A 21,926-nucleotide genomic window follows, 5' to 3' on the forward strand; every position below is an offset into this window, starting at 1 on the left:
CCCGGTGGAGCGTCAAAGCTTACAGCAGGCCGCGACTTGCAGCGATGCTCGCAGCTTCTCTCAATGTCTTGGCCCCGAGGCGGTCCGCAGCGCCCCTGAGACGGGCCTTTACCCCGCCGACGGAGAGCTGCAATTCATGGGCGACCTGCTTGTGCAGATAGCCCTTGGAATAGAGTTGAAGTGCCTGCATCTGCGCCTCTGTCGGCATCTCGGGCTCGGCTGCATGGATGCGCGACAGCACCGTCTCGATCTCTTCCATCTCGGAGACGTGCAGCTCCCGGTCAGCGCGCGCAAAGATCCCGAGGCTTCGCTTCGGCATCTCCTCCGTCCCATGGATCGACACGACACTTCCGAATTCGAAGCCAAATTTCCGATAGTCACGCATGAAGTCCGTGCCGACGAAGCTGTCTATGTCCTTCCATCGCGCATAGCCCGAATTTTCCTGACACCAACGCAACAGCGGGTCGGCCAGCGCCAGTCCAGAAAAGGTATAATGATTGATCCAGTCAGCCGGAAACAGGTTCAACTCAGCCTCAGGCGCGAAGAAACCCGCCCGCAATGCGATGTAGCAACCGGCTGGAGCGCGTTCGGCGAAAAGACTTTGAAAATCACTTAGCATCGTGTCGTTTCGATCTTCCATTCCCTCCGAGGGATTTATAGTCACCAAAGAGGAGAGCTCAATTAGGCCAAGCTAGTGCCGCGGCGTTTTGGTCAAGAATTTCTGTCAAGTTTATACAAGGATAGCTGCATGATCGACGTGCATGAAATGCGCCAGAGCTTGCAACGTCTGGGTGAAGTATCGGATTGGAAATTCGCCCTGGGGCTGCACATTCGCTTCGCCAATCCTACGCTGCTCTACCAGACATATCCACAAGAATGGATGAATTTCTACACCGCAAATGGCCTCGTATTCGTCGATCCGACGGTCAAATGGGCGATGACCCACACAGGTATTTGCGATTGGTCCGAGCTCGCGGATCAAGACGAGAGCAATGTGTTCGGTCAGGCCGCCGAATTCGGACTGCGCTTCGGGAAGGCCATCGCGATCGGGGAGACCTCCCGGTCCGCTGGATTTTTCACCCACCCTTCGCGGAAGATCGAAGACGCTGAGGCCGAGGAAGCCCGAGCGCTCCTGGAAGAGCTTCACGAGATGACGAAGGGTGTCGAGTCGTTGCCCGAGGGCGAGTTGGAGCGGCTCCGGTCTGAGCTCCGCTTCTGAGACGATCCGGAAAGCCGGATCGTCCCCGAGAAAGCGCAGCAAGCCCGTGCTGTGTTCGCCCGAACTTCGCTGCACGCATTGCGATCAGCCGTTCAGTCGCACCGCGGGCTCGGGTCGCCCTGCAATCCCGGCGGGGGCGCAATAGACCCGGCCCTGCGCGGCGTCGGGCGTCTCGATCCCTTCCTGCGCGGTGGTCACGAAGAGTGTCGTGAACTCCGGCCCGCCGAAAGCGGGACAGGAGCTGTGCCGCCCGCCGACCGCGATCGCCCGGTCGAAGCGCCCGTCGGGCAGGTAGCGCGCCACGCGCCCTGCCCCCCATTGCGCACTCCAGAGTGCGCCCTCGGCATCGGTCTGCGCGCCGTCGGGATTCACGCCGTCCGCGCTCAGATCGACGAATATCTCCGGCGCTCCCTCAGGCCAGCCCTGCGCATCGAGCGGGACGGTCATGATCTTTCCGGTCGGGGTGTCGGCGAAATAGGCGTGTCGCCCATCGGGAGCGAAGCAGATCGAGTTGGGGATCGTGATCTCAGGAAAGAGCCGCTCCACCGTGCCCTGGGAATAGCGGTAGATCGCCCCCGCGCCCGTCTCCGCGCTTTTGCCCATCGTAGAGGCCCAGAAGCCCCCCATCGGATCGGCCCGGCCATCGTTGCAACGTGTGTCGGTGCGGTCGGCCTCGATCGCGGCGAGCGGCTCATGCGCGCCCGAGGCGATATCGAAACGGCGCAGCCCGGTCTCGGTCGAGATCACCAGCGTCTCGGCATCGACCCAGCCCGCTGCGGACGCCATCTGACCGAGCGCCCATTCGCGCGGCCCGGTCGCATCGCGGCTGAGCATCCGCCCCGCGAGGATGTCGAACCAGAACAACTGGCCACGTTCGGGATGCCAGAACGGCCCCTCGCCAAGGAAACAGGCGCGGTCGTCGTAAATCTCGAAGCTCATGCTGTGCAGGCCTCGTCGTAGCTCGCGACCAGCGCGCGGGCCTTCTCGGTCACGGTCTCGACGCTGTCGCCGGGTTTGTAGATCGACGAGCCGATGCCGTAGCCTGCCGCGCCCGCCTCGTGCCACTCGCGCATGTTCTCGGCCGAGACACCGCCCACCGCATAAAGCGGCACCTCGGGCGGCAGCACCGCGCGCATCGCCTTGAGACCAATCGGCCCGATCAGCTCGCCCGGAAACAGCTTGAGCCCATCGGCCCCAGCGGCGAGCGCCGCGAAGGCCTCGGTCGGGGTCATCACACCCGGGAAGCTCTGCAGCCCTGCGGCTTTGGAGGCAGCGATCACCTCGGTGTTGCAATTGGGCGAGACGATCAGCTTCGCGCCGGTCGCAGCAACGGCGGCGACCTGATCCGTGGTCAGGACCGTTCCCGCCCCGATCAGCGCGTCGGAGCCGAAGCGCTCCACCATCGCGGCGATGCTGTAGAGCGGTTCGGGCGAGTTCAGCGGCACCTCGATCCGGGTCACGCCCGCGGCGATCAGCGCCTCACAGACGGGAAGGGCTTCAGCGGGGGTGATCCCGCGCAGAATGGCGATGATGGGTCGGCTCATGTGTCAGCTCCGATGGTCTGGCGCGCGGCATAGAGCCCCGCAAGGGTCACGTCTTCGGCGTCATGGCTGGCGGCTTGGATACCGCAACCGGCCAGCGCCCGGGTATAAAGAGGGCTGAGAACCGGACTTCCGATCAGCGCGACGGGCTGGCCCTGCCAGAGATCGCGCGTGGCGGACAGCTCCCAGCCGACCAGCAGCCCGGAGAGGCGGCATGCGGCGGTCTCGGGCGATTGCGTGCCCAGAAGCGCCCCGGCCCGCAGCGCGAACAGCGCGCCATAGGCTGCTGCCGGGTCGGCCAGCGCCTCTGCCACCGCCGCATCGAACGCGGCCATGTCCGAACACCCTTCCCCGATCGTGTGGCGCAGCACCGAGCGATGCGCGAGCAGGTCGTAGATCTCGCCGGTCATGCAGCTGCGAAACCGCTCGATCCGGCCCGCGCGCAGGGCCACCCATTTCGTATGGGTTCCCGGCAGGCAGATCGTGCCCTCGAAATCGGGCGTGCGCAGCAGAAAGCCCGCTATCTGGGTCTCTTCGCCGCGCATCACGTCGGGCGGGCTGTCCTGACGCAGGCCGCAGGCGATATAGACCGGGCGCGCCGCGTGATCCGGCACCCGCACGAGGCGCGGCTGAGCGGCGCAGGGCACCGGCGCGTAAGGCGCCTCGGCCCAACCCTGACGCGAGCCGACCATGCCGCAGGTCACGACCGGGGCCGCACCCCAGCCCGCGACGGCCTCTTCCAGCACCGGGCCGAACTCGGCGGGGGTAAGCTTTCCCATCCCCTGCTCGGAACTCCGTCGGTCGAGCACCTCGCGCCCGCGCATCGCCCAGACGCGCAGATGCGTCGTGCCCCAATCGGCGGCGATCCAGTCGGGAACCGCGTCACTCATAGTCTTTCTCCTTCAATCACGTGAATGCGCTCGGGGAAGGTCCAGGGCAGGGTAAGCCCCTGCCCCATCAGCGCTTGCCCGCTGAGCGTAATCGGTCCGGTCTTGAGCGCAGGCGTCCCACGCGACAACCGGGGCAGGTCTTCCGCGGTGATCAGCCGCAACCGATAGCGCGCCGCCGGGTCCAACCCGGTCAGCCGCAGCGGGCGCGGCAGGATCTGCGCAGAGGTTGCCGCCTGACCCGCGAAGGCCACAAAACGGCTGCCATCCTCGGCCAGTTGCAACTCCGCGATCACGGCCGGGTCGGCGCTGTCGAGCCGCAGGATATCCGCGCGCATCCGCCAGTCCCGGTTGTCCTTCCACCAGCGGGTGACGGAGGTCAGAACCTCTGCCTCCTCCGCGGTCAACTCGCGCGGGTCCATCTCGAAACCCATGTGTCGTTGCGCCGCGACCCAGGCCCGGGTGCGAATGTCGATCACCCGGCCCGAGGTGTGGCAATGGCGCGGGCCGACATGAGAGCCGGTGACGCAAGCAGGCAGGAACAGCGCCGCGTCGTGCTGGATGCGCAAGCGTTCGAGCGCGTCGTTACTGTCCGAGAGCCAGACCCGGCCGGTGCGTTCGAGAATGCCGAAATCGATCCGGCCGCCGCCCGAGGCACAGCTTTCGAACTCCACCCCCGGATGGGCCGCGCGCAACCGGTCGAGCAAATCGTAGAGGCCGCGCGCCTGCGCGGCATCGGGATGCGGCAGCACACGGTTATGGTCCCATTTGACGTAGGATATCGCATAGGCCGAGAGCACCGTGTCGATCGCCGCGAAAAGATGATCGCGCACCGCCGGGTTCGCCATGTCGAGCACACGCTGCTGGCGGCCTTCGATCTGATCCTCCGGGCCCAGCAGCCAGTCGGGATGGGCGCGCGCCAGATCGCTGTCGCGATTGACCATTTCCGGCTCAAACCAGAGGCCGAACTCCATCCCAAGGCTTTGCACATGATCGACCAGCGGCGTCAGCCCGTCGGGATATTTGCGCGGATCGACCGTCCAGTCGCCCAGCGAAGTGGTGTCGTCGTCGCGCTTGCCGAACCAACCATCGTCGAGCACGAAACGCTCCGCGCCAAGTGCTGCGGCGCGCTCTGCGATGGCTTTCAATTCGACCAGATCGTGGTCGAAATAGATCGCTTCCCAGCAGTTGTAATGCACCGGGCGCGCCTTGGCCCAAGGGGCGCGTTTGCGCAGATGGCGCTGGAAGGCGACCGCGCAACCATTCGAGCCGGCCGCCGAGAAGGCCGCATAGAGCGTCGCAGTCTCAAACCGCGTCGCCGGTTCGGCCTCGGAGCCGCTCGCATGACCGAACTGGATTTGCCTGCGTCCGTCAGGAAGCTCCTCGGCCACCATCCGATGCCCGCCCGACCAGCCATAATGAAAGGCGCGGGTTTCGCCTTGGGTCTTGGTCGCCCCGCGCGCAGGCAGGATCAACCCGGGGAAATGCTCGTGCCCAATGCGGCCCGTATGGTTGTCACGCACGCGCTGACCGGGACGCCACGGGGTCGGCTCGATCTGGAATTCACCGATCCAACGGCCGGAAAATTCATGCATCTCGTCGGCCAGTTGCGGGCCGGGGAAAACCGGGGCGGCGAGCCAATGAAGCGTGATCGGCGCATCGCTCTCCAGCTCTGCGCTCGCCGCGATCAGTCCGGTGTCGGCGTCGAGCGCGAAGCTGGCCCTGTAGCTCACACCCGACGCCGCATCGCGATAGACCAGCGTGAGCCGATCCTCGCGAAGCTCTTCCGACGCGAAGCGGAAGGCGGGCCGCAGCGGCCGCCTTGCCCCGTCGCGCGCGATCAGACCCGGCTCGCCCGGGAAGCTCTGGCTGGCCTCGGGGCAGATCGAAACCTCCGGCGCGCGATCGAGCATCCCGCCGGTGACATCCGGCACGCTCGCCGCGGCCAAGCCCGCGAGGTCTTCCCCCTCGGGCAGCGTCGCGCCCCAATAGACGATCTCGGGAAGCCGGTCGTCGTGACCCGCCAGAACGAGGCTCTGGCGGGCGTCTTGCAAATGCCACGTGCGGATCATTTCACCGCCCCGAGCGTCAGCCCTGCGATGAAGTGTTTCTGCATCAGGAAGAACATCGCCACCGGCGGCAGCGCCGCGAGGATCGAGCCTGCCGACACCAGTTGCCACGCCGCGACCCATTGGCCGTTGAGCGATTGCAACCCGGCGGTGATCGGCTGGGTATCGGCCCCCGTGGTCAGCACCGTCGCCCAGAAATAGTCGTTCCAGATGAAGGTGAAGATCAGCACCGACAGCGCCGCGATCGCGGGCCGCACCAGCGGCAGCACGATGTGCCAGAAGATCTGCCATTCGCCCACGCCCTCGACCCGGGCGGCCTCGATCAGCTCTTTCGGGAGCGCCTTGATGAAGTTGCGCATGAAGAGCGTGCAGAACCCGGTCTGGAAAGCGACATGGAACAGTGCGAGCCCGGTGATCGTGTCATAGAGACCCATCTTCACCGTCAGGTCGCGCACCGGCACCATCAGGATCTGGAAGGGCACGAAGTTCCCCGCCACGAAAATGAAGAAGATCAGCAGGTTGCCCTTGAACTTGTAGACGGCGAGCGCAAAGCCCGTCAGGCAGGACAGTGCGACCGCCCCGATCACCGTCGGGATCGTCACCTTGAACGAGTTCAGCATGTAGCTGGCGAAAGGCGAGTTCTTGAACACGTCGAGATAGTTCGAAAACGCCAGATAGGACGGTATGCCGAAATAATTGCCCTGCGCGAGATCACTGGAGGGCCGGATCGAAGTGACGGCGACGCCCAGAAGCGGCAGCAGCCAGACCACCAGCATCACCGGAAGGGCTATCTGATAGGTCAGCCGGGCGGCGGGGCTCATGGATTGAATGGGTTTGGGAAACATCTCACAGGCCCCTTTCGTCGCGCCACATCTTCCAGATGAAGCCCGAAATGAAGATCATCATGATCGCGAACAGCACCACCGCGATCGCCGCGCCATAGCCCATGCGATAGCCGTATTCCGACAGCGCCTGCTCATACATGTAGTAAGACAGCACCCGCGAAGAGCCGAAGGGCCCGCCATCGGTCATGATCGAGACGAGATCGAAGCTGCGCAGCGCACCGATCACGGTGACGACGACCGCGATGAAAGTAGCCGGGCGCAACTGCGGCAACACGACATACCAGAGCATCTTGATGCCCTTCGCCCCGTCGAGACGCGCCGCCTCGATCTGGTCGGGCGCGACCGCGTTCAGACCGGTCAGGTAGAGGATCATGCAATAGGCAATCTGCGGCCAAAGCCCCGCGGCGATGATCCCGTAGGTTACCGTGTTGGGGTTGGCGAGGATCGCGATCCCGGTCCCGTCGAGCCATTTCGTCAGCTCGAAGAACAGCCCGAAGCCGGGCGCGTAGAACCACGAGAAGATCAGGCCGACCACGACCTGAGAGATCACGAAGGGGAAGAAGAACAGCGACTTGTAGATCCGGATACCGCGCACGGTCTGGTTCAGGAACAGAGCGATGAACAGCCCGAACGGGATCGCCAGCATATAGAGCACCAGCCAGATCAGGTTGTTCTTGAGGCTGGTGTAAAAAGCGTCGTCATCGAGCAGCTCGAGATAATTCGACAGCCCGACCCACGTTTTCGCGCTCAGCCCGTCCCATTGGAAGAACGAGATCCACATCGACTCGCCGATCGGGATCAGCACGTAGATCAGGAACATCAGCACGCCGGGGGCGAGAAACAGCCAGGGCGCAAGTTTTCGGTTCAACCGGCGGCGGCGCGGTGCGGGCATGCCGGTCTCCGCGCGCGGCTCGGACATAGCGGGTGAGACGGTCATCGTCGCACTCCTCGGATCTGGAAAAACAGGAAGGGGCGGCACCCTGCAACAGGCACCGCCCCTCGGGGAGGATCAGTTCTTGTAGACGCGCTGACGCACCTTCTCGAGGCGCTCGAGGATTGCGTCGAGATGGTCAGGATAGGCCATGAATTCCTGGAAGCCTTCCATGCCCGCCTTCGCCATCTGCGCAGGTGCGTCACGATCGAAGAACTGCGCGATGCCGCCATCGGCCGTGGACAGGATTTTGAAGCCCGCCTGCAGATAGGGATCGTCGCCCACCGAAGAGTTCTTGTTGATCGGCAGCTGACCGAGTTCTTCGTTCATCTTGGTCTGCACATCGGCCTTCGCGACATAGGCGAGGAACTTCTTGGCGTCCGCCTTGTTCTTGGCGCCTGCCGGGATGTGGATCGTATCGGTCGGCGCTTCTTCGGCGCGCGGGATATCCGGGTTGATCGTCGGGAAGTCCATGAAGCCCAGCGTGTCGTTGGTCATCCCGCCATCCTTGAAGGTGGCGACGGCGAAGTTGCCCATGACGTAATTCGCGGCCTTGCCCTGCACGATGTTCGACACCGCATCCTGCCAGTCGATCGCGGCGACGTTTTTCGTGGTGTAGGGCAGAACCTTCTTCCACTCGGCGAACACGGCCTTCACCCGGTCATCGGTCCACGGAACCTCGCCGCTGGTGAGCTTCATGTGGAAATCGTAGCCGTTGGTGCGCAGATCGAGATAGTCGAAGATCCCCGCCGCCGGCCACAGCGCCTTGGTGCCGGTGGTCAGGCAGTCGACGCCCATCTCCTTGAACTTCTTGCAGTTCGAGATGAACTCGTCCCAGGTCTTGGGCACCTCCACCCCGGCCTTCTTGTAGACGTCTTTGTTATAGTAGATGCCCCACTGGTAGTAGGTATAGGGCACGCCCCACTGCTTGCCGTCGATGGTCATCGACTTGAGCGCCGAGCCGAGGCTGTCCTTGAGCCCGTTCTCCTCCCAGACATCGGACACATCGGTGAACTGCCCGGCATTGACGAAGGGCGCCATGCGGTTGCCCGCATACCAGTTTGCCAGATCGGGGCTGTCGGCGGTCAGGAAGTTGCGGATCGCGGTCTTGTAGCCCTCGTGATCGAAGGTGTTCACCTCGACCTTCACATCCGGATTTTCGGCCTCGAAGCCTTTCACGAGCTGTTCGAACGCGGCTTTCGGGGCCGGATCGGACGCATCGGTGAACAGCTTGAGCACGCGCTGCTCGGCCATCGCCGGAATGGCGATAGAGCCCATCAGCGCCACGAGCGCGGTGGTTTTCAGGATATTCATTCGGTTCTCCTCCCGTTTCAGTAGCCCACGGATCAATGATTTTAGTTCCAAATATTGAAACCGTGTTTTACATATTGAAATGCTGCCGCGAATCTCTCATCCTGTCAACAGCCCTGAGGAGGAGCCCATGAACGACGCCACGCCCAAGCCGGAGAAATCGGACGGCACGGTTGGACGCACGCTGGCCGTGCTCGACCGCGTTGCCGAATTCGGCCGCCCCGTGCGTTTCGCCGAGTTGCTGCCGGTCTGCGATCTGCCCAAGGCGACCCTGTATCGCTTCGTGCAGACGCTCACGAACCAGGGCATGCTCGCCTTCGACGAGGATCGTCAGACCTATCGGCCGGGTTTGCGCCTCGTGCGCCTTGCTCATGCCGCCTGGGCGCAAAGTTCGCTTGCGCCGATCGCAGCGCCCTACCTCGACCAACTGTCGAAGGAGACCGGTCAGACGCTGCACCTCGCGCAGCTCGATCAGGGCATGGTGCTCTATGTCGACAAGCGCAACGCCTCGCGCCCGGTCGAGATGTTCTCGCAATCGGGCAAGGTCGGTCCGGCCTATTGCACGGGCGTGGGCAAGGCGATGCTCGCCTATCTGCCCGAGGACGCTTTGCAGAATGCGCTGACGCGGCAAAGCTTTCATCGGTTCACGGAACACACCCTGAGCGACGCGACGAGCCTGCGCGCAGAGCTGGAGAACATCCGCAAACGCGGTTTTGCCTGGGACGACGAGGAGCACGAGCCCGGCATCCGCTGCATCGCCGCCCCGATTCTGTCGCCGCAGGGCCGCGTTCTGGGCGCGCTCTCGATCACCTCGGGCCAGCCCGACGGTCAAAAACAACTCGAAACCTATGCCCCGCTGATCCTCGAGACGGCGGAGAAGATCGCGAAAGCGGCCAGTGACTGGCGCTTTCCGGAACAGAAACGCGCCGACTGAACCCCGGCGCGTAAAAACAGGGAGGAGACCCCGTGAGCGGAGTCGCATTGGAGAAGATCGTCAAACGGTTTGGCGATGCGGAGGTGATCCACGGCGTCGATCTGACGGTCGACCCGGGGGAATTCTGTGTCTTCGTCGGGCCATCCGGCTGTGGCAAGTCGACGCTTTTGCGGATGATCGCGGGGTTGGAGGAGACCTCGGACGGCGCAATCCGCATCGGTGGCCGCGAAGTCACGAAGGCCGAACCCGCCGAGCGCGGCATCGCGATGGTGTTTCAGACCTACGCGCTCTACCCGCATATGACGGTGGGCGAGAATATGGGCTTCGGGTTGAAGATGAACGGCCATCCGAAGGCCCAGATCAGCGACAAGGTGCAGGAAGCCGCGCGGATCCTGAAGCTCGAGCCGCTTCTGGACCGTAAGCCTGCCGCACTCTCGGGCGGTCAGCGCCAGCGTGTGGCCATCGGCCGCGCGATCACACGGGGCCCGGAGGTGTTCCTCTTCGACGAGCCGCTCTCGAACCTCGATGCCGAATTGCGCGTCGAGATGCGCGCCGAGATCGCGCGTCTGCACCGTGAGATCGGGGCGACGATGATCTACGTCACCCACGATCAGGTCGAGGCGATGACCATGGCCGACAAGATCGTCGTGCTGCGGGCGGGCAATATCGAACAGGTCGGAAGCCCGATGGAGCTTTACGACGACCCCGACAATCGCTTCGTTGCGGGCTTCATGGGCTCGCCTTCGATGAACTTTCTCGCCGCGACCGTAGTGGAGGGGCAGCTTGACGTGCCCGCTCTGGGGCAACGCGTCGACAGCCCCGTTGCCTTGCCCGCGGATGGCACGAAGCTGGAAATCGGCATTCGCCCCAACGCGCTTCGCCTGAGCGGTGCGGAGGGCAATTTCACCATCGAGATGGCCGAGAACCTTGGCGGCGTCAGCTATGCGCATCTCGACGCGGCCTCGGGCGAGCGGGTGGTCGTGGAGACCGATCAGCGCCTCCACGGCGCGGTCGGCGGCAAGACCGGGCTCAGCTTCGATCCGGCCTCGGTCTATGTGTTCGACACCAGCACGGGCGCACGGGTGCGCGGATGAGCCTTGCTATCGGCCTCGTGGGGTTGGGAGCGATCGCCCGCGCCCAGCACCTTCCCGCGATTGCGGAAACCGATGGCGTGCATCTCGCCGCCATTGCGAGCCGCAATGCCACCCTGCCCGACCTGCCGAGCTATCCCGACCTGCGCGCCATGCTGGACGCCGAGCCCGAGATCGGCGCCGTGTCACTCTGCACGCCCCCGCAGGGGCGGTTCGATCAGGCGATGGCGGTGCTGCGTGCGGGTCGTCACCTGATGCTCGAAAAGCCGCCCGGCATGACGCTGAGCGAGGTCGAGGCGCTGCGCGAGACCGCGGCCAAGGCGGGGCTGACGATCTTCGCGACCTGGCATTCGCGCGAGGCGGCAGCCGTGGACGCAGCGCGTCAATGGCTCGCCGGGCGCGAGATTTCCGAGATCCGGATCGACTGGCGCGAGGATGTGCGCAAGTGGCATCCCGGGCAGGAGTGGATCTGGCAACCGGGCGGGCTCGGGGTCTTCGATCCCGGCATCAACGCGCTCTCGATCCTGACCCGCGTTCTGCGCCAGCCGGTGCGGCTGACAGCAGCCGCGCTGAGCATCCCGCAAGGCCGCCAGACCCCGATCGCCGCCGATCTGGAGATGTGCGCGGGCGAGACCCCGATCACCGCCGCCTTCGACTGGCGGGAAACGGGTGACGAGCTGTGGCGCATCACCCTTCAGACCGAACACGGCACGGCCATGCTCGACAAGGGCGGCGCTGAGTTCAGCGTCGATGGCGAGGTGATCGCCACAGGCGAGAACCGCGAATACGCCAATCTTTACGCTCGGATGCGCGATTTGGTGCGCGCCGGCCAAAGCGATCTCGACCTCGCGCCGATGCGCCTCGTCGCAGACGCCTTCATCAATGCACGTTTCGCGATCACCGATCCTTTCGACGCCTGATCGCGCCAACCAAACCTGAGGACCGTCATGAAAATTACCGCCATCGAAACCTTCATCGTGCCGCCGCGCTGGTGTTTCGTGAAAATCTCCACCGACGAGGGCATCTCCGGTTGGGGCGAGCCAGTGCTGGAAGGCCGTGCGGCCTCTGTCGCCGCCTGCGTCGAGGAACTGTCGGACTACCTGATCGGCAAGGATCCCGGCCATATTCAGGACCACTGGACGGTGATGTATCGCGGCGGCTTCTATCGCGGCGGCGGCATCCACATGTCGGCGATCGCCGGGCTCGATCAGGCGCTGTGGGACATCAAGGGCAAGGCGCTAGGCGTGCCGGTCCATGCGCTTCTGGGCGGCCAGCAACGCGACCGCATCCGGGTCTATAGCTGGATCGGCGGCGACCGGCCCGGCGACACGGCGCGGATGGCGCGCGAGTGCGGCGACCGGGGCTTCACTGCGGTGAAGATGAACGGCACCGAGGAGCTGCAATTCATCGACTCCCACGACAAGATAGACGCCGTTCTGGCGCGCGTGCAGGCGATCCGCGAGGAGATGGGCCCCGATTTCGGCATCGGCGTCGATTTCCACGGTCGTGTCCATCGCCCGATGGCCAAGCAGCTCGCGAAGGAACTCGAGCCCTTCAACCTGATGTTCATCGAAGAGCCCGTTCTGAGCGAAAACGCCGAGGCGCTGCGCGAGATCGCCAACCATTGCTCCACCCCGATCGCACTGGGCGAGCGGCTCTATACCCGCTGGGATTTCAAATCGATCCTGCAGGGCGGTTACGTCGATATCGTCCAGCCCGACCCCTCGCATTCCGGCGGCATCACCGAGACCTACCGGATCGCGGCGATGGCCGAAGCGCATGACGTGGCGCTGGCGCTGCATTGCCCGCTGGGGCCGATCGCGCTGGCGGCGAACCTGCAACTCGATGCGGTCTGCTACAACGCCTTCATTCAGGAGCAGTCGCTGGGCATCCATTACAACAAGGGCTCGGACCTGCTCGACTATCTGAGCAACCCGTCGGTCTTCGAATATGACGACGGCTATGTCGCGATCCCGCAGGGCCCCGGCCTCGGCGTCGAGGTTAACGAAGAGAAAGTCCGTCAGGCGGCCTCTGAAGGTCATCGCTGGCGCAACCCGATCTGGCGCCATGCCGATGGCAGCTTCGCGGAGTGGTAAGCATGAGAGAGATCAGCAAACTGAACGAAGGCTGGAGTTTCGCGGAAGGCTTCGACGCGGCGAAGGTCGCGGAGCCGCTGCAGGGCGAGACGGTCACCCTGCCCCATAACGCCGCCGACCTGCCGATGAGCTATTTTGACGAAGCCGCGTTCCAGCGCCCCTTCACCTATCAGCGCGAGATCGCGTGGGACGATGCATGGGCGGGCAAGCTGGTGCGTCTGCGGTTCGACGGAGCGATGGCCGATGCCGTGGTCTATGTGAACGGCGCGGAAGTGCTGCGCCACCGCGACGGTTACACGCCCTTCACCGTCGATCTGACGGACAGCTTCGAAGGCGGCAAGGCGCTGGTGACTATGCATATCGACGGCTCGGAAAACCCCGAGATTCCGCCCTTCGGTGGCCGCATCGACTACCTCACCTATGCCGGGATCTATCGCGACGCGTGGCTCGAGGTGCTGCCCGAAGCCCATATCGCAAGCGTGAAGATCGAGACGCCCGACGTGCTGGACGAGACCAAGCGCGTTCAGGTCAAGCTCGAGGCGCCGGGCACGGTGGAGGCGGTTCTTTCGGACGCCGACGGCCACGAGATCGCGCGCAGCGAGGGCACCGGCGAGATCACCTTCGAGGGCCTCAGCGGCATCACGCTCTGGTCGGTCGAGACGCCCGCGCTCTACACCCTCACCCTGACTCTAACTGAGAGCGGCGACCGCCTCACTCAGCGGTTCGGTTTCCGTCATGCGGAGTTCACGTCCGAGGGGTTCTTCCTCAATGACAAGCGCGTGGTCCTACGTGGCCTCAACCGACACCAGAGCTTCCCCTATTCGGGCTATGCTCAGGGCAAACGCAGTCAGGAGCGCGACGCGGAAATCCTGCGCTACGATCTGGCCTGCAACATCGCGCGCACCTCGCATTACCCGCAAAGCCCCTATTTCCTCGACCGCTGCGACGAGATCGGCCTCATGGTCTTCGAGGAAATCCCCGGCTGGCAGCATATCGGCGGCGATGTCTGGCAGGATGAATCGGTGCGCAATGTCGAGCGGATGATCCGGCGCGACTGGAACCATCCCTCGATCATCATCTGGGGCGTGCGGATCAACGAGAGCCCCGATGCAGAGGCGTTCTACAAACGCACCAATGCCCTCGCGCATAAGCTGGATGCGACGCGCCCCACCGGCGGCGTGCGCTGCATCACCGACAGCCAACTGCTCGAAGACGTCTACACAATGAACGATTTCATCCTCGGCGATTTCGAACTGCCCTTCTCGAACCGCCCGCGCACGAGCTTGCGTGACCAGCAGGAGGTGACGGGGCTGCCCAAGCGCGTGCCTTATCTGGTGACCGAGTATAACGGGCACATGTATCCCACCAAGGCGGGCGACCCCGAGCATCGCCAGCACGAGCATGTGCTGCGCCATCTCGACGTGCTCAACGCCGCCCACGACCCCGATGCCGGGCTCGCGGGCTGCATCGGCTGGTGCATGTTCGACTACAACACCCACAAGGATTTCGGCGCGGGCGACCGGATCTGCCATCACGGCGTGATGTCGATCTTCCGCGAGCCGAAATTCGCGGCCTATGCCTATGCCAGCCAGCGCGACCCCGACGAGGCGATCGTGATGGAGCCGGTCACCGTCTGGTCACGCGGCGAGCGCAATATCGGAGGGGTGATCCCGCTGATCGTGCTGACGAATTGCGACGAGGTGGAGCTGTCCTATGCCGATGTGGTCAAACGCGTCGGTCCCGACCGCACCCGCTTCCCGCATCTGCCGCACGCGCCGGTTATCATCGACTACGAGCATTTCACCCCGGACGAAGTGACTGCATGGGGCGAGAGCTGGCATGCGGGTCGGCTGCGTGGCTATCGCAACGGCGAGTTGGTGATCGAGCGCGACTTCCCCGCCGATGCGATGTTCGACCGGCTCGAAGTGGCGCCCGATGTCACGAAGGCCGAGGCCGATCCGAGCGAGGAAATCCGCGTGATGATCCGCGCGCGCGATCAGGCGGGCAACAAGCTGCATTTCCTCAACGAGCCCGTTCGCCTCACCGTCGAAGGCCCGGCTAAGCTGATCGGCTCCGACTATCCGGTGCTCGCCGACGGTGCGACCGGTTGCTGGATCCGCCTGACGGGCCAACGGGGCACGATCAAGGTGACCGCGCGGCTTCGTGAGACAGTCGAGACAATCGAGATCGCGGTGGAATAAGCGGCAAAGGCAGTGACGCTCGATCAAGGCCATGGGGCAACCCGTTTGCGACATGACATGTCGTTGAACGGGCGCCCGCTTTGGCCGGTTCGAACCCGTCGGGGTCGCATGACGCCAGCGCTTGGATTTCGCTGACAAAATGCCAATGCATAATTTTACATTATATGTCTTATTACAATTTTCAAATTTTTATTTATCACACTGCCTGCTATGAGCGTCGGGCAAGGTAGGGACCCACGTGCCGTAGCCCCTATTCGGACAAGCTGCGGCATGTCAGACTTTAACCGGTCTCCCCGATCAACCCCGTGCTCAGCAGGAGGAAGCACAGATGGATGGAAATGACGTGAACACCGCCGGCAAGTGCCCGGTGATGCATGGCGGCAATACCGAGCTTGGCTCGAACGTGATGAACTGGTGGCCGCAGGCGCTCAATCTCGACATCCTGCACCAGCATGACACCAAGACCGACCCGCTGGGACGCAGCTTCGACTATGCCGAAGAGGTCGAGAAGCTCGACTACGAGGCGCTGAAGGCCGATCTGCATGCGCTGCTGACCAAAAGCCAGGAGTGGTGGCCGGCTGACTGGGGCCATTACGGCGGGCTGATGATCCGCCTCGCCTGGCACTCGGCGGGCTCCTACCGTCTCGCGGATGGGCGCGGCGGCGCGGGCACCGGCAATATTCGCTTCGCCCCGCTCAATTCTTGGCCCGACAATGCGAGCCTCGACAAGGCCCGTCGTCTGCTCTGGCCGCTGAAGAAGAAATACGGCAACCGGCTCAGCTGGGCGGATCTGATCATCCTCGCTGGCACCGTCGCCTATGAAAGCATGGGTCTGAAGACCTTCGGCTTCGCCTTTGGCCGCGAGGACATTTGGCATCCCGAGAAAGACACCTATTGGGGCGCCGAGAAGGAATGGCTCGCGCCGTCGGACGAGCGTTACGCCAATGTCGACAAGCCCGACACGATGGAAAACCCGCTCGCCGCCGTGCAGATGGGCCTGATCTACGTGAACCCCGAAGGCGTCAACGGCCAGCCCGACCCGATGAAGACCGCGGCGCAGGTCCGTGAGACCTTCGCGCGTATGGCGATGAATGACGAGGAAACCGCCGCGCTGACGGCGGGCGGCCACACCGTCGGCAAATGCCACGGCAATGGCGACGCGTCGGCGCTCGGCGCGGAGCCTGAAGCGGCCGATGTCGAGCAGCAGGGTCTCGGCTGGTTCAACCCGAACCTGAAGGGGCAAGCGAGCAACTCGATCACCGGCGGGCCGGAAGGCGCGTGGACGACGAACCCGCTCGAATTCGACATGGGCTATTTCGAGATGCTCTTCGGCCATGAATGGGAAGTCACCCAGAGCCCCGCTGGCGCGAAACAGTGGAAGCCGGTGGACATCGCCGAAGAGGACATGCCGCTCGACACTTCGGACCCGAGCCAGCGCCGGATGCCGATGATGACCGATGCCGACATGGCGATGAAGGTCGACCCGATCTACAACGAGATCTGCCAGAAATTCATGGCCGATCCGGAGTATTTCAAGGAGACCTTCGCCCGCGCCTGGTTCAAGCTGACCCACCGCGATATGGGCCCGAAGGTTCGCTACAAGGGCCCTTGGGTGCCCGCGGAAGATCTGGTCTGGCAAGACCCGGTCCCCGCCGGGTCGACCGATTGGGACGTGGAGGCTGTGAAGGCCAAGATCGCGGCCTCGGATCTGTCGGTGGCCGAGCTGGTCTCGACCGCCTGGGACAGCGCGCGCACCTATCGCGGCTCGGACATGCGCGGCGGCGCCAATGGTGCGCGCATCCGTCTCGCCCCGCAGAAGGACTGGGAAGGCAACGAGCCCGCCCGTCTGCAAAAGGTGCTCTCGGTGCTCGAGCCGATCGCAGCGGAAGCCGGTGCCTCGGTGGCCGATGTGATCGTGCTGGCGGGCAATGTCGGCGTCGAGAAGGCGATCAAGGCCGCCGGTCATGACGCGACGGTGCCCTTCGCACCGGGTCGTGGCGACGCGAGTGACGAGATGACCGATGCCGACAGTTTCGACGTGCTCGAACCGCTCGCCGACGGCTTCCGCAACTGGCTCAAGAAGGACTACATCGTCTCGCCCGAGGAGATGCTTCTGGACCGCGCCCAGCTGATGGGGCTGACCGCGCATGAAATGACCGTCCTGATCGGCGGCATGCGGGCGATCGGCACGAACTACGGTGGCACCAAGCACGGCGTCTTCACCGACCGCGAAGGCCAGCTGACGACCGATTTCTTCGTCAACCTGACCGATATGGGCTATAGCTGGCATCCGATGGGCGACGGGTCCTACGAGATCCGCGACCGCAAGACCGGTGCGGTTAAGTGGACCGCGAGCCGCGTCGATCTGGTCTTCGGCTCGAACGCTATCCTGCGCGCTTATGCCGAGGTCTATGCGCAGGATGATGCGGGCGAGAAGTTCGTGAAGGACTTCGTGGCCGCCTGGACCAAGGTGATGAACGCCGATCGCTTCGATCTGGCCTGATCGCCTGTCTTACAGAAAACCGCGCCCCTCGCAGGATGACCTGCGGGGGGCGTTTTCGTTTGGGACAGGAAAGAGCCCACTCCAAGTTCAGACCGACGCCCGGGGCGACCAGCCCCGGGCAGCGCCCATTCGTCGGGCTTACGCCGCGCCACTGGCGCGACGATCCCTCCTCATTCCCCCCGGGAGGGCGCTTTTGCCACCTCGACGCGAGCACACATGTCGATCGGATGTGGTACGATAAAGCGCAGACCACCTATCTCGTGCCTGCGCCCGCCCAAGGTCGGGCCCCGCCCTCATCGCAGGCGGCTAGCCGAAAAAGATATGGGCACCGTTCCGCCTTACAGCGCCGCCGTGGTCACATAGCGCAGCGCGCGGGCCACCTGCTCGGGCGTGCGCGCGACCGCATTGGCCGCGGCATCGACCTCCTTGAGCGCGTGATCGTGCTCGGGCGGCTGAAGCACGATGATAGGCTTACCGAGCGCCGCCGCATAGCCCGCATCAAAAGCCGCGTTCCACTGCTTGTATTTCTCGCCGAAACACACGACGAGCACGTCGCAGCGCTCGATCCCGGTGCGGATACGGATCGCGTTGAGCGACGCGCCCTTGCGGTCATGCCAGAACTTGTCCTCTTCCGCACCGAAGATCTCGACCCCGCAATCATCCGAGGCCCCGTGATCCGTCACTGGCCCCGACCATTCGATCTCGAGCCCTTCGCAGGCCGATTTCACCGCCTCGCGCCAATCGGTATGAATTTCGCCGGCCAGATAGACATTCAGTTTCATCGCATCCTCTTTTCGCTGTCGCGTGGGCCCCGCTTCGGACCGCTTCGCTTTTACGGCGCGATCCTTGAGGATCGGGACCAGCTTGGCAACCTCTCCGGTCGTCCGCCCCCCCTCCGATCCGCTCCCCATGCGCTTGATCCGGCAGCACGCATAGCGACATGCCATTGACGCCGATCAGTGCGCGAATTCGATCACATGATTTGCTGTGAAGTGTTCGAAATCCTGGGAGGAGGAGAAAGCAATGAACGGTGTGGTGATTTCAAGCATGGCAGCGCTCCTGCTGCTGACGACAAGCGCTCTGGCGTAGGAGGATGCCGGTCGCGAGAAATACATGGTCGCCTGCGCTGGATGTCATGGGGAGTCAGCAAAGGGGAATGGCCCGCTGGCAGGGCTGCTGGATATTCAGACACCCGACCTCACAAGCCTTGCGGCGGAGAAGGGCAATGGCGAATTCCCGTTCGACTACGCGCTTCGGATGATAGATGGCCGCAACGCGACGCGGGCGCATGGCAGCAAGATGCCGGTCTGGGGGAACCGTTACGCGGCCTCGGCGACCAGCGAGCGCGGAGAGACGGCGGACATGGTGGCCCGGGGGCGCATCCTATCCCTCATCTATTATCTGGCCTCGATACAGCAGTAGCGCACCAGCGCAGATGGTGTTGGGCCTCGGCATCTGTGCCGGCACTTTGAACGGCGGGCGGGCGGCCGGTCGCTACCGCTTTGGCGCGATGAAGATGGCGGCCTTCAAACTCGCCAACGCCCTCGGCGCGGCGACGGGCGGGCGGAAGGAGTTGATGATCATCGACGGCGCCGATCACATCGACCTCTACGGCCAGACGGACATCATTCCCGTCGGCAAGCCGCAGAGCGTCTTCGAAGGCCATCTGGCCTGATCACACACGAGGCAGGAGGCCGGGCGTCGTGTCCGGCTTCTGATGTCCGCGGTCATGCCAGACGAAACCCACGATGTGGCTTAGTCCACATCAATCGGCCGAACAGCATGGAGGGCGCGCCCCTTCGGATGGAAATCCTTCCTCGGCAGGATGAACATGTCGCAGCTTCTCGGGGTTTCGGACAATCCATATTGCTTTGATCTTTCCGGAATGAACCGCGAAGGCCGTGGTTTGCAGGACGCCATTTTCCCGCACCACATATCCTGTTGCTCCGTTGATCAACTGCGGTCTCGGCACAGGCCCATTCGTCAGCTTGCCCTTCCGGGCCAAGCCTTCGAAGAAGCGCACGGCGTTCCGGCTCCCTCTCAGCACGTTGATCGCCGCCGGAACCTTGCCGCCGCCATCCGTATGCACCTCGATATCTTCAGCGAAGATTTCCAGCAGTCGATCCATATCGCCCTCGCGGCTTGCGGCCCAGAATGCCGCGACAAGCGGGTGGGTCTCCTCTGCCCGTTCCGGCGGGCTCTGATTGGCACCGGCAAGCCTGCGTCTTGCCCGCGAGACCAGCTGCCGACAATTTGCGGAAGACTGGCCGACGACCGCCGAAATCTCGTCGAAACTGTAATCGAACCCATTGCGAAGAATGAACGCTGCGCGCATCTCGGGCGATAGTCGATCGAGCGTGAGCAGGAGTGCGATCCCCACATCTTCGGTCAGGATCCAATCGCTTTCGGCATCCGCCGCATGGTCGGTGACAATCGGCTCGGGCAGCCACGCCCCCACATAGGTTTCCCGCCTCTTCTGCGCCGATCGCAGATGGTCGAGACAAAGGCGCGTGACGACGGTCGACAGCCATTGCGCCGGACGTTCGATCCCGGCAAGGCCAACGCTTTGCAGTTTCAGCGCCGCGTCCTGAAGGATGTCTTCCGTCTCCGAGACTGAACCGGTCATTCGATAAGCGAGCCCCGCCAAGCGGCGGCGCTCCCTTTCGAAAACCTGCTGTGTCTCAGGCAACGGCATGATCGCGCTCTGTGATCTTGTGGGTAGACCGGAACCCGACCGCGAAACGGTTCCAAGAGTTAATCAACGTAACAGCGAAAGTCAGGTCCACGCATTCGCGCTCCGTGAAAACATTTCTGAGACGCTGGAAGACTTCCTCCGAGGCGCCCTGTTGTTCGATCCTTGTCAGGGCTTCGGCCCAATCGAGTGCGGCGCATTCGCGTTCGTCAAACGCAGGGCTTTCACGCCAGGCCGCCAGCACATCGAGCTTTTGCTGCGACACACCCGCATCCCGCGCGGCAGGCGCATGCATATCGAGGCAATAAGCGCATCCGTTGATTTGCGACACGCGCATCTTGATAAGCTCCCGCAGCATAAGCGGGATCGAAAGCTCCTTCGTCGCGTCCTCGGCTGCCCTCATGGCCTTCATCGTCTCGGCGGCTGCTTCGTAGTAGTTCATTCGGGGCGTCATCGGCATCTCCTTGGGTTATATACCAGAAGACGAGACAGCCCCCCGCTTTGTGACAGGCGGAAAGAAAATCTCTCTGTTCAGGTCGCCGGGTCTGGAGCCTAAGGGGACCTACGCCTTTTCGCCAAAGCCATGCGCCGGAAAGGACGAACTCGGTCGAAGCTTTGGTCGCGCGGGGCATTTTAACGTAGATGCAATTCGCGGCGGCTTGTTCGGGCCAGCACCCGCGAATTTCAAACGTCGCGCTGCACGTCTTCAAGCACCTCGGCCAGCACCGACACGGCCAGCAGCCGCGGATCGCGCGCGGATTGGATCAGCCCGATCGGCCCATGAACCCGCGCGCGCGTCGCCGCGTCGATACCGCGCGCTTGCAAACCTTCCTGCCGTCGGCTTTGCGTGCGCACGCTGCCTTGTGCCCCGATGTAGAACGCAGGCGTTGCGAGCGCCGCCTCGAGAATATCCAGCTCCCAATCGTGGTCGTGAAACAGAAGGATCACCGCCGTGCGCGCGTCGATGGCAACGTCCGACGGGATCGCGCTTCGATCCAACCTGCGCACCGTGCAGCCTGCACCTTCAGCATTGGCGAAAGTGGCATCTTCGGGCGTGAGCAGAAGATGCGGCGCGCCGGTGGCCCGCACCAGATCGGCGAAGAACATCGCCTCGGCACCGGCGCCGAAGATCACGAAGCGCGGCTCGGGGCGAAAGGCGATACGCAACTCTCCCGGCTCGTCGGGGGTGTCTTCTTCCTGCATCAAACGCAAGCCCCCAGAGGCGCTCACTCCCAAGGCCGCCTCCGCGCGGCGCGCCCGCCTTGCCGCAAGCTCGCGAAGCAAGGAACGGTCCGGCGCGGGGATCACCGTAACCTCGAGCGCGCCGCCGCAGGGCAGCTTCAAATCGAAAAAGGGGGAGCCGGCTCCATAGCGCAGCTTGCGCACCTGCCCGTCGGCCAGCGCCGCGAGCGCGTGTTCGGCCACATCTTCCTCGATACAGCCTGAACTGAGCGCTCCGAAGCGCCGACCGTCCGGCAAGATCGCCATCGCGGTGCCGACATTGCGATAGGCCGGACCTTCGATGGCAGAGATCACCGCGATCGCGCCGGGTGCCTCGGATCGCGCCAGTTCGAACCACGGATCTTGCGCGGCGGGATGGGTCACG

Annotated in this window: 20 protein-coding genes and 1 pseudogene; 9 read left to right on the forward strand and 12 right to left on the reverse strand. The window is 63.8% G+C overall.

The window, feature by feature from the left end; translation table 11 throughout:
* Positions 1-19: 19 nt before the first annotated feature.
* Positions 20-640 carry an autoinducer binding domain-containing protein gene (locus tag BMI86_RS04510; protein WP_078539936.1) on the reverse strand — a complete coding sequence of 207 codons (621 nt, stop codon included), beginning with the start codon at positions 638-640 and terminating at the stop codon, positions 20-22.
* A gap of 108 nt (positions 641-748) precedes the next feature.
* On the opposite strand from BMI86_RS04510, the gene BMI86_RS04515 reads away from it, so the two are divergent.
* A complete protein-coding gene (locus tag BMI86_RS04515) occupies positions 749-1,219 on the forward strand; it encodes an autoinducer binding domain-containing protein (RefSeq protein ID WP_078519892.1) in 471 nt (156 codons plus the stop codon).
* Positions 1,220-1,303: 84 nt separating this feature from the next.
* Here BMI86_RS04515 and BMI86_RS04520 read toward each other — a convergent pair whose 3' ends face one another.
* The 7 genes from BMI86_RS04520 to BMI86_RS04550 all read right to left on the reverse strand — a co-directional run bounded on the left by BMI86_RS04520 (position 1,304) and on the right by BMI86_RS04550 (position 8,806).
* Complete coding sequence (locus tag BMI86_RS04520; protein WP_078539937.1) at positions 1,304-2,158, reverse strand: SMP-30/gluconolactonase/LRE family protein; 855 nt, start codon at positions 2,156-2,158, stop codon at positions 1,304-1,306.
* Positions 2,155-2,763 carry a 2-dehydro-3-deoxy-6-phosphogalactonate aldolase gene (locus BMI86_RS04525; RefSeq protein WP_078539938.1) on the reverse strand — a complete coding sequence of 203 codons (609 nt, stop codon included), beginning with the start codon at positions 2,761-2,763 and terminating at the stop codon, positions 2,155-2,157. Before BMI86_RS04525 ends, BMI86_RS04520 begins: the two co-directional genes overlap by 4 nt.
* Complete coding sequence (locus BMI86_RS04530) at positions 2,760-3,650, reverse strand: 2-dehydro-3-deoxygalactonokinase (RefSeq protein ID WP_078539939.1); 891 nt, start codon at positions 3,648-3,650, stop codon at positions 2,760-2,762. Before BMI86_RS04530 ends, BMI86_RS04525 begins: the two co-directional genes overlap by 4 nt.
* A complete protein-coding gene (locus tag BMI86_RS04535; protein WP_078539940.1) occupies positions 3,647-5,719 on the reverse strand; it encodes an alpha-galactosidase in 2,073 nt (690 codons plus the stop codon). Before BMI86_RS04535 ends, BMI86_RS04530 begins: the two co-directional genes overlap by 4 nt.
* Positions 5,716-6,561, reverse strand: a complete 846-nt coding sequence (locus BMI86_RS04540; RefSeq protein ID WP_078519897.1) for a carbohydrate ABC transporter permease — start codon at positions 6,559-6,561, stop codon at positions 5,716-5,718. Before BMI86_RS04540 ends, BMI86_RS04535 begins: the two co-directional genes overlap by 4 nt.
* A 1-nt stretch (position 6,562) precedes the next feature.
* The gene (locus BMI86_RS04545; RefSeq protein WP_078520040.1) at positions 6,563-7,453 is read right to left on the reverse strand and encodes a sugar ABC transporter permease; all 891 of its coding nucleotides are present in this window, start codon (positions 7,451-7,453) and stop codon (positions 6,563-6,565) included.
* Positions 7,454-7,570: 117 nt separating this feature from the next.
* Complete coding sequence (locus BMI86_RS04550) at positions 7,571-8,806, reverse strand: extracellular solute-binding protein (protein WP_078539941.1); 1,236 nt, start codon at positions 8,804-8,806, stop codon at positions 7,571-7,573.
* 127 nt (positions 8,807-8,933) lie between these two features.
* Between BMI86_RS04550 and BMI86_RS04555 the strand changes: the two genes are divergently transcribed.
* From BMI86_RS04555 to katG, 6 genes are all read left to right on the forward strand, one after another.
* Positions 8,934-9,737, forward strand: coding sequence for an IclR family transcriptional regulator (locus BMI86_RS04555; protein WP_078539942.1), 804 nt, complete (start codon positions 8,934-8,936; stop codon positions 9,735-9,737).
* Positions 9,738-9,769: 32 nt separating this feature from the next.
* Positions 9,770-10,831, forward strand: coding sequence for a sn-glycerol-3-phosphate ABC transporter ATP-binding protein UgpC (ugpC, locus tag BMI86_RS04560; protein WP_078539943.1), 1,062 nt, complete (start codon positions 9,770-9,772; stop codon positions 10,829-10,831).
* Positions 10,828-11,748, forward strand: a complete 921-nt coding sequence (locus BMI86_RS04565; protein ID WP_078539944.1) for a Gfo/Idh/MocA family oxidoreductase — start codon at positions 10,828-10,830, stop codon at positions 11,746-11,748. Before ugpC ends, BMI86_RS04565 begins: the two co-directional genes overlap by 4 nt.
* Positions 11,749-11,775: 27 nt before the next feature.
* Positions 11,776-12,924: a galactonate dehydratase gene (gene dgoD / locus BMI86_RS04570; RefSeq protein ID WP_078539945.1), complete on the forward strand. Its 1,149-nt coding sequence runs from the start codon at positions 11,776-11,778 to the stop codon at positions 12,922-12,924.
* A 2-nt stretch (positions 12,925-12,926) separates the two neighbouring features.
* The gene (locus BMI86_RS04575; RefSeq protein ID WP_078539946.1) at positions 12,927-15,125 is read left to right on the forward strand and encodes a glycoside hydrolase family 2 TIM barrel-domain containing protein; all 2,199 of its coding nucleotides are present in this window, start codon (positions 12,927-12,929) and stop codon (positions 15,123-15,125) included.
* Positions 15,126-15,453: 328 nt separating this feature from the next.
* Complete coding sequence (gene katG / locus BMI86_RS04580; protein WP_078539947.1) at positions 15,454-17,628, forward strand: catalase/peroxidase HPI; 2,175 nt, start codon at positions 15,454-15,456, stop codon at positions 17,626-17,628.
* Between the two features lie 338 nt (positions 17,629-17,966).
* Here katG and BMI86_RS04585 read toward each other — a convergent pair whose 3' ends face one another.
* Positions 17,967-18,410: a YtoQ family protein gene (locus BMI86_RS04585; RefSeq protein WP_078519905.1), complete on the reverse strand. Its 444-nt coding sequence runs from the start codon at positions 18,408-18,410 to the stop codon at positions 17,967-17,969.
* A gap of 325 nt (positions 18,411-18,735) precedes the next feature.
* On the opposite strand from BMI86_RS04585, the pseudogene BMI86_RS04590 reads away from it, so the two are divergent.
* Together BMI86_RS04590 and BMI86_RS04595 are read left to right on the forward strand one after the other, a co-directional pair.
* A pseudogene (locus BMI86_RS04590) lies at positions 18,736-19,050 on the forward strand (cytochrome c); the annotation flags it as partial.
* A 13-nt stretch (positions 19,051-19,063) separates the two neighbouring features.
* Positions 19,064-19,303: a hypothetical protein gene (locus BMI86_RS04595; RefSeq protein ID WP_078539948.1), complete on the forward strand. Its 240-nt coding sequence runs from the start codon at positions 19,064-19,066 to the stop codon at positions 19,301-19,303.
* 90 nt (positions 19,304-19,393) lie between these two features.
* On the opposite strand, the gene sigJ is transcribed toward BMI86_RS04595, so the two are convergent.
* The 3 genes from sigJ to BMI86_RS04610 form a co-directional block, all read right to left on the reverse strand.
* A complete protein-coding gene (gene sigJ / locus BMI86_RS04600) occupies positions 19,394-20,323 on the reverse strand; it encodes an RNA polymerase sigma factor SigJ (protein WP_078539949.1) in 930 nt (309 codons plus the stop codon).
* Positions 20,310-20,762 (reverse strand): carboxymuconolactone decarboxylase family protein, encoded by a 453-nt coding sequence (locus BMI86_RS04605; protein ID WP_210402687.1) that lies wholly within the window; start codon positions 20,760-20,762, stop codon positions 20,310-20,312. Before BMI86_RS04605 ends, sigJ begins: the two co-directional genes overlap by 14 nt.
* A 242-nt stretch (positions 20,763-21,004) precedes the next feature.
* Positions 21,005-21,925: an XdhC family protein gene (locus BMI86_RS04610; protein ID WP_078539951.1), complete on the reverse strand. Its 921-nt coding sequence runs from the start codon at positions 21,923-21,925 to the stop codon at positions 21,005-21,007.
* Between the last annotated feature and the right edge of the window lies 1 nt (position 21,926).

Source organism: Thioclava sp. DLFJ5-1, from assembly GCF_002020115.1.
GTDB lineage: Bacteria > Pseudomonadota > Alphaproteobacteria > Rhodobacterales > Rhodobacteraceae > Thioclava > Thioclava sediminum.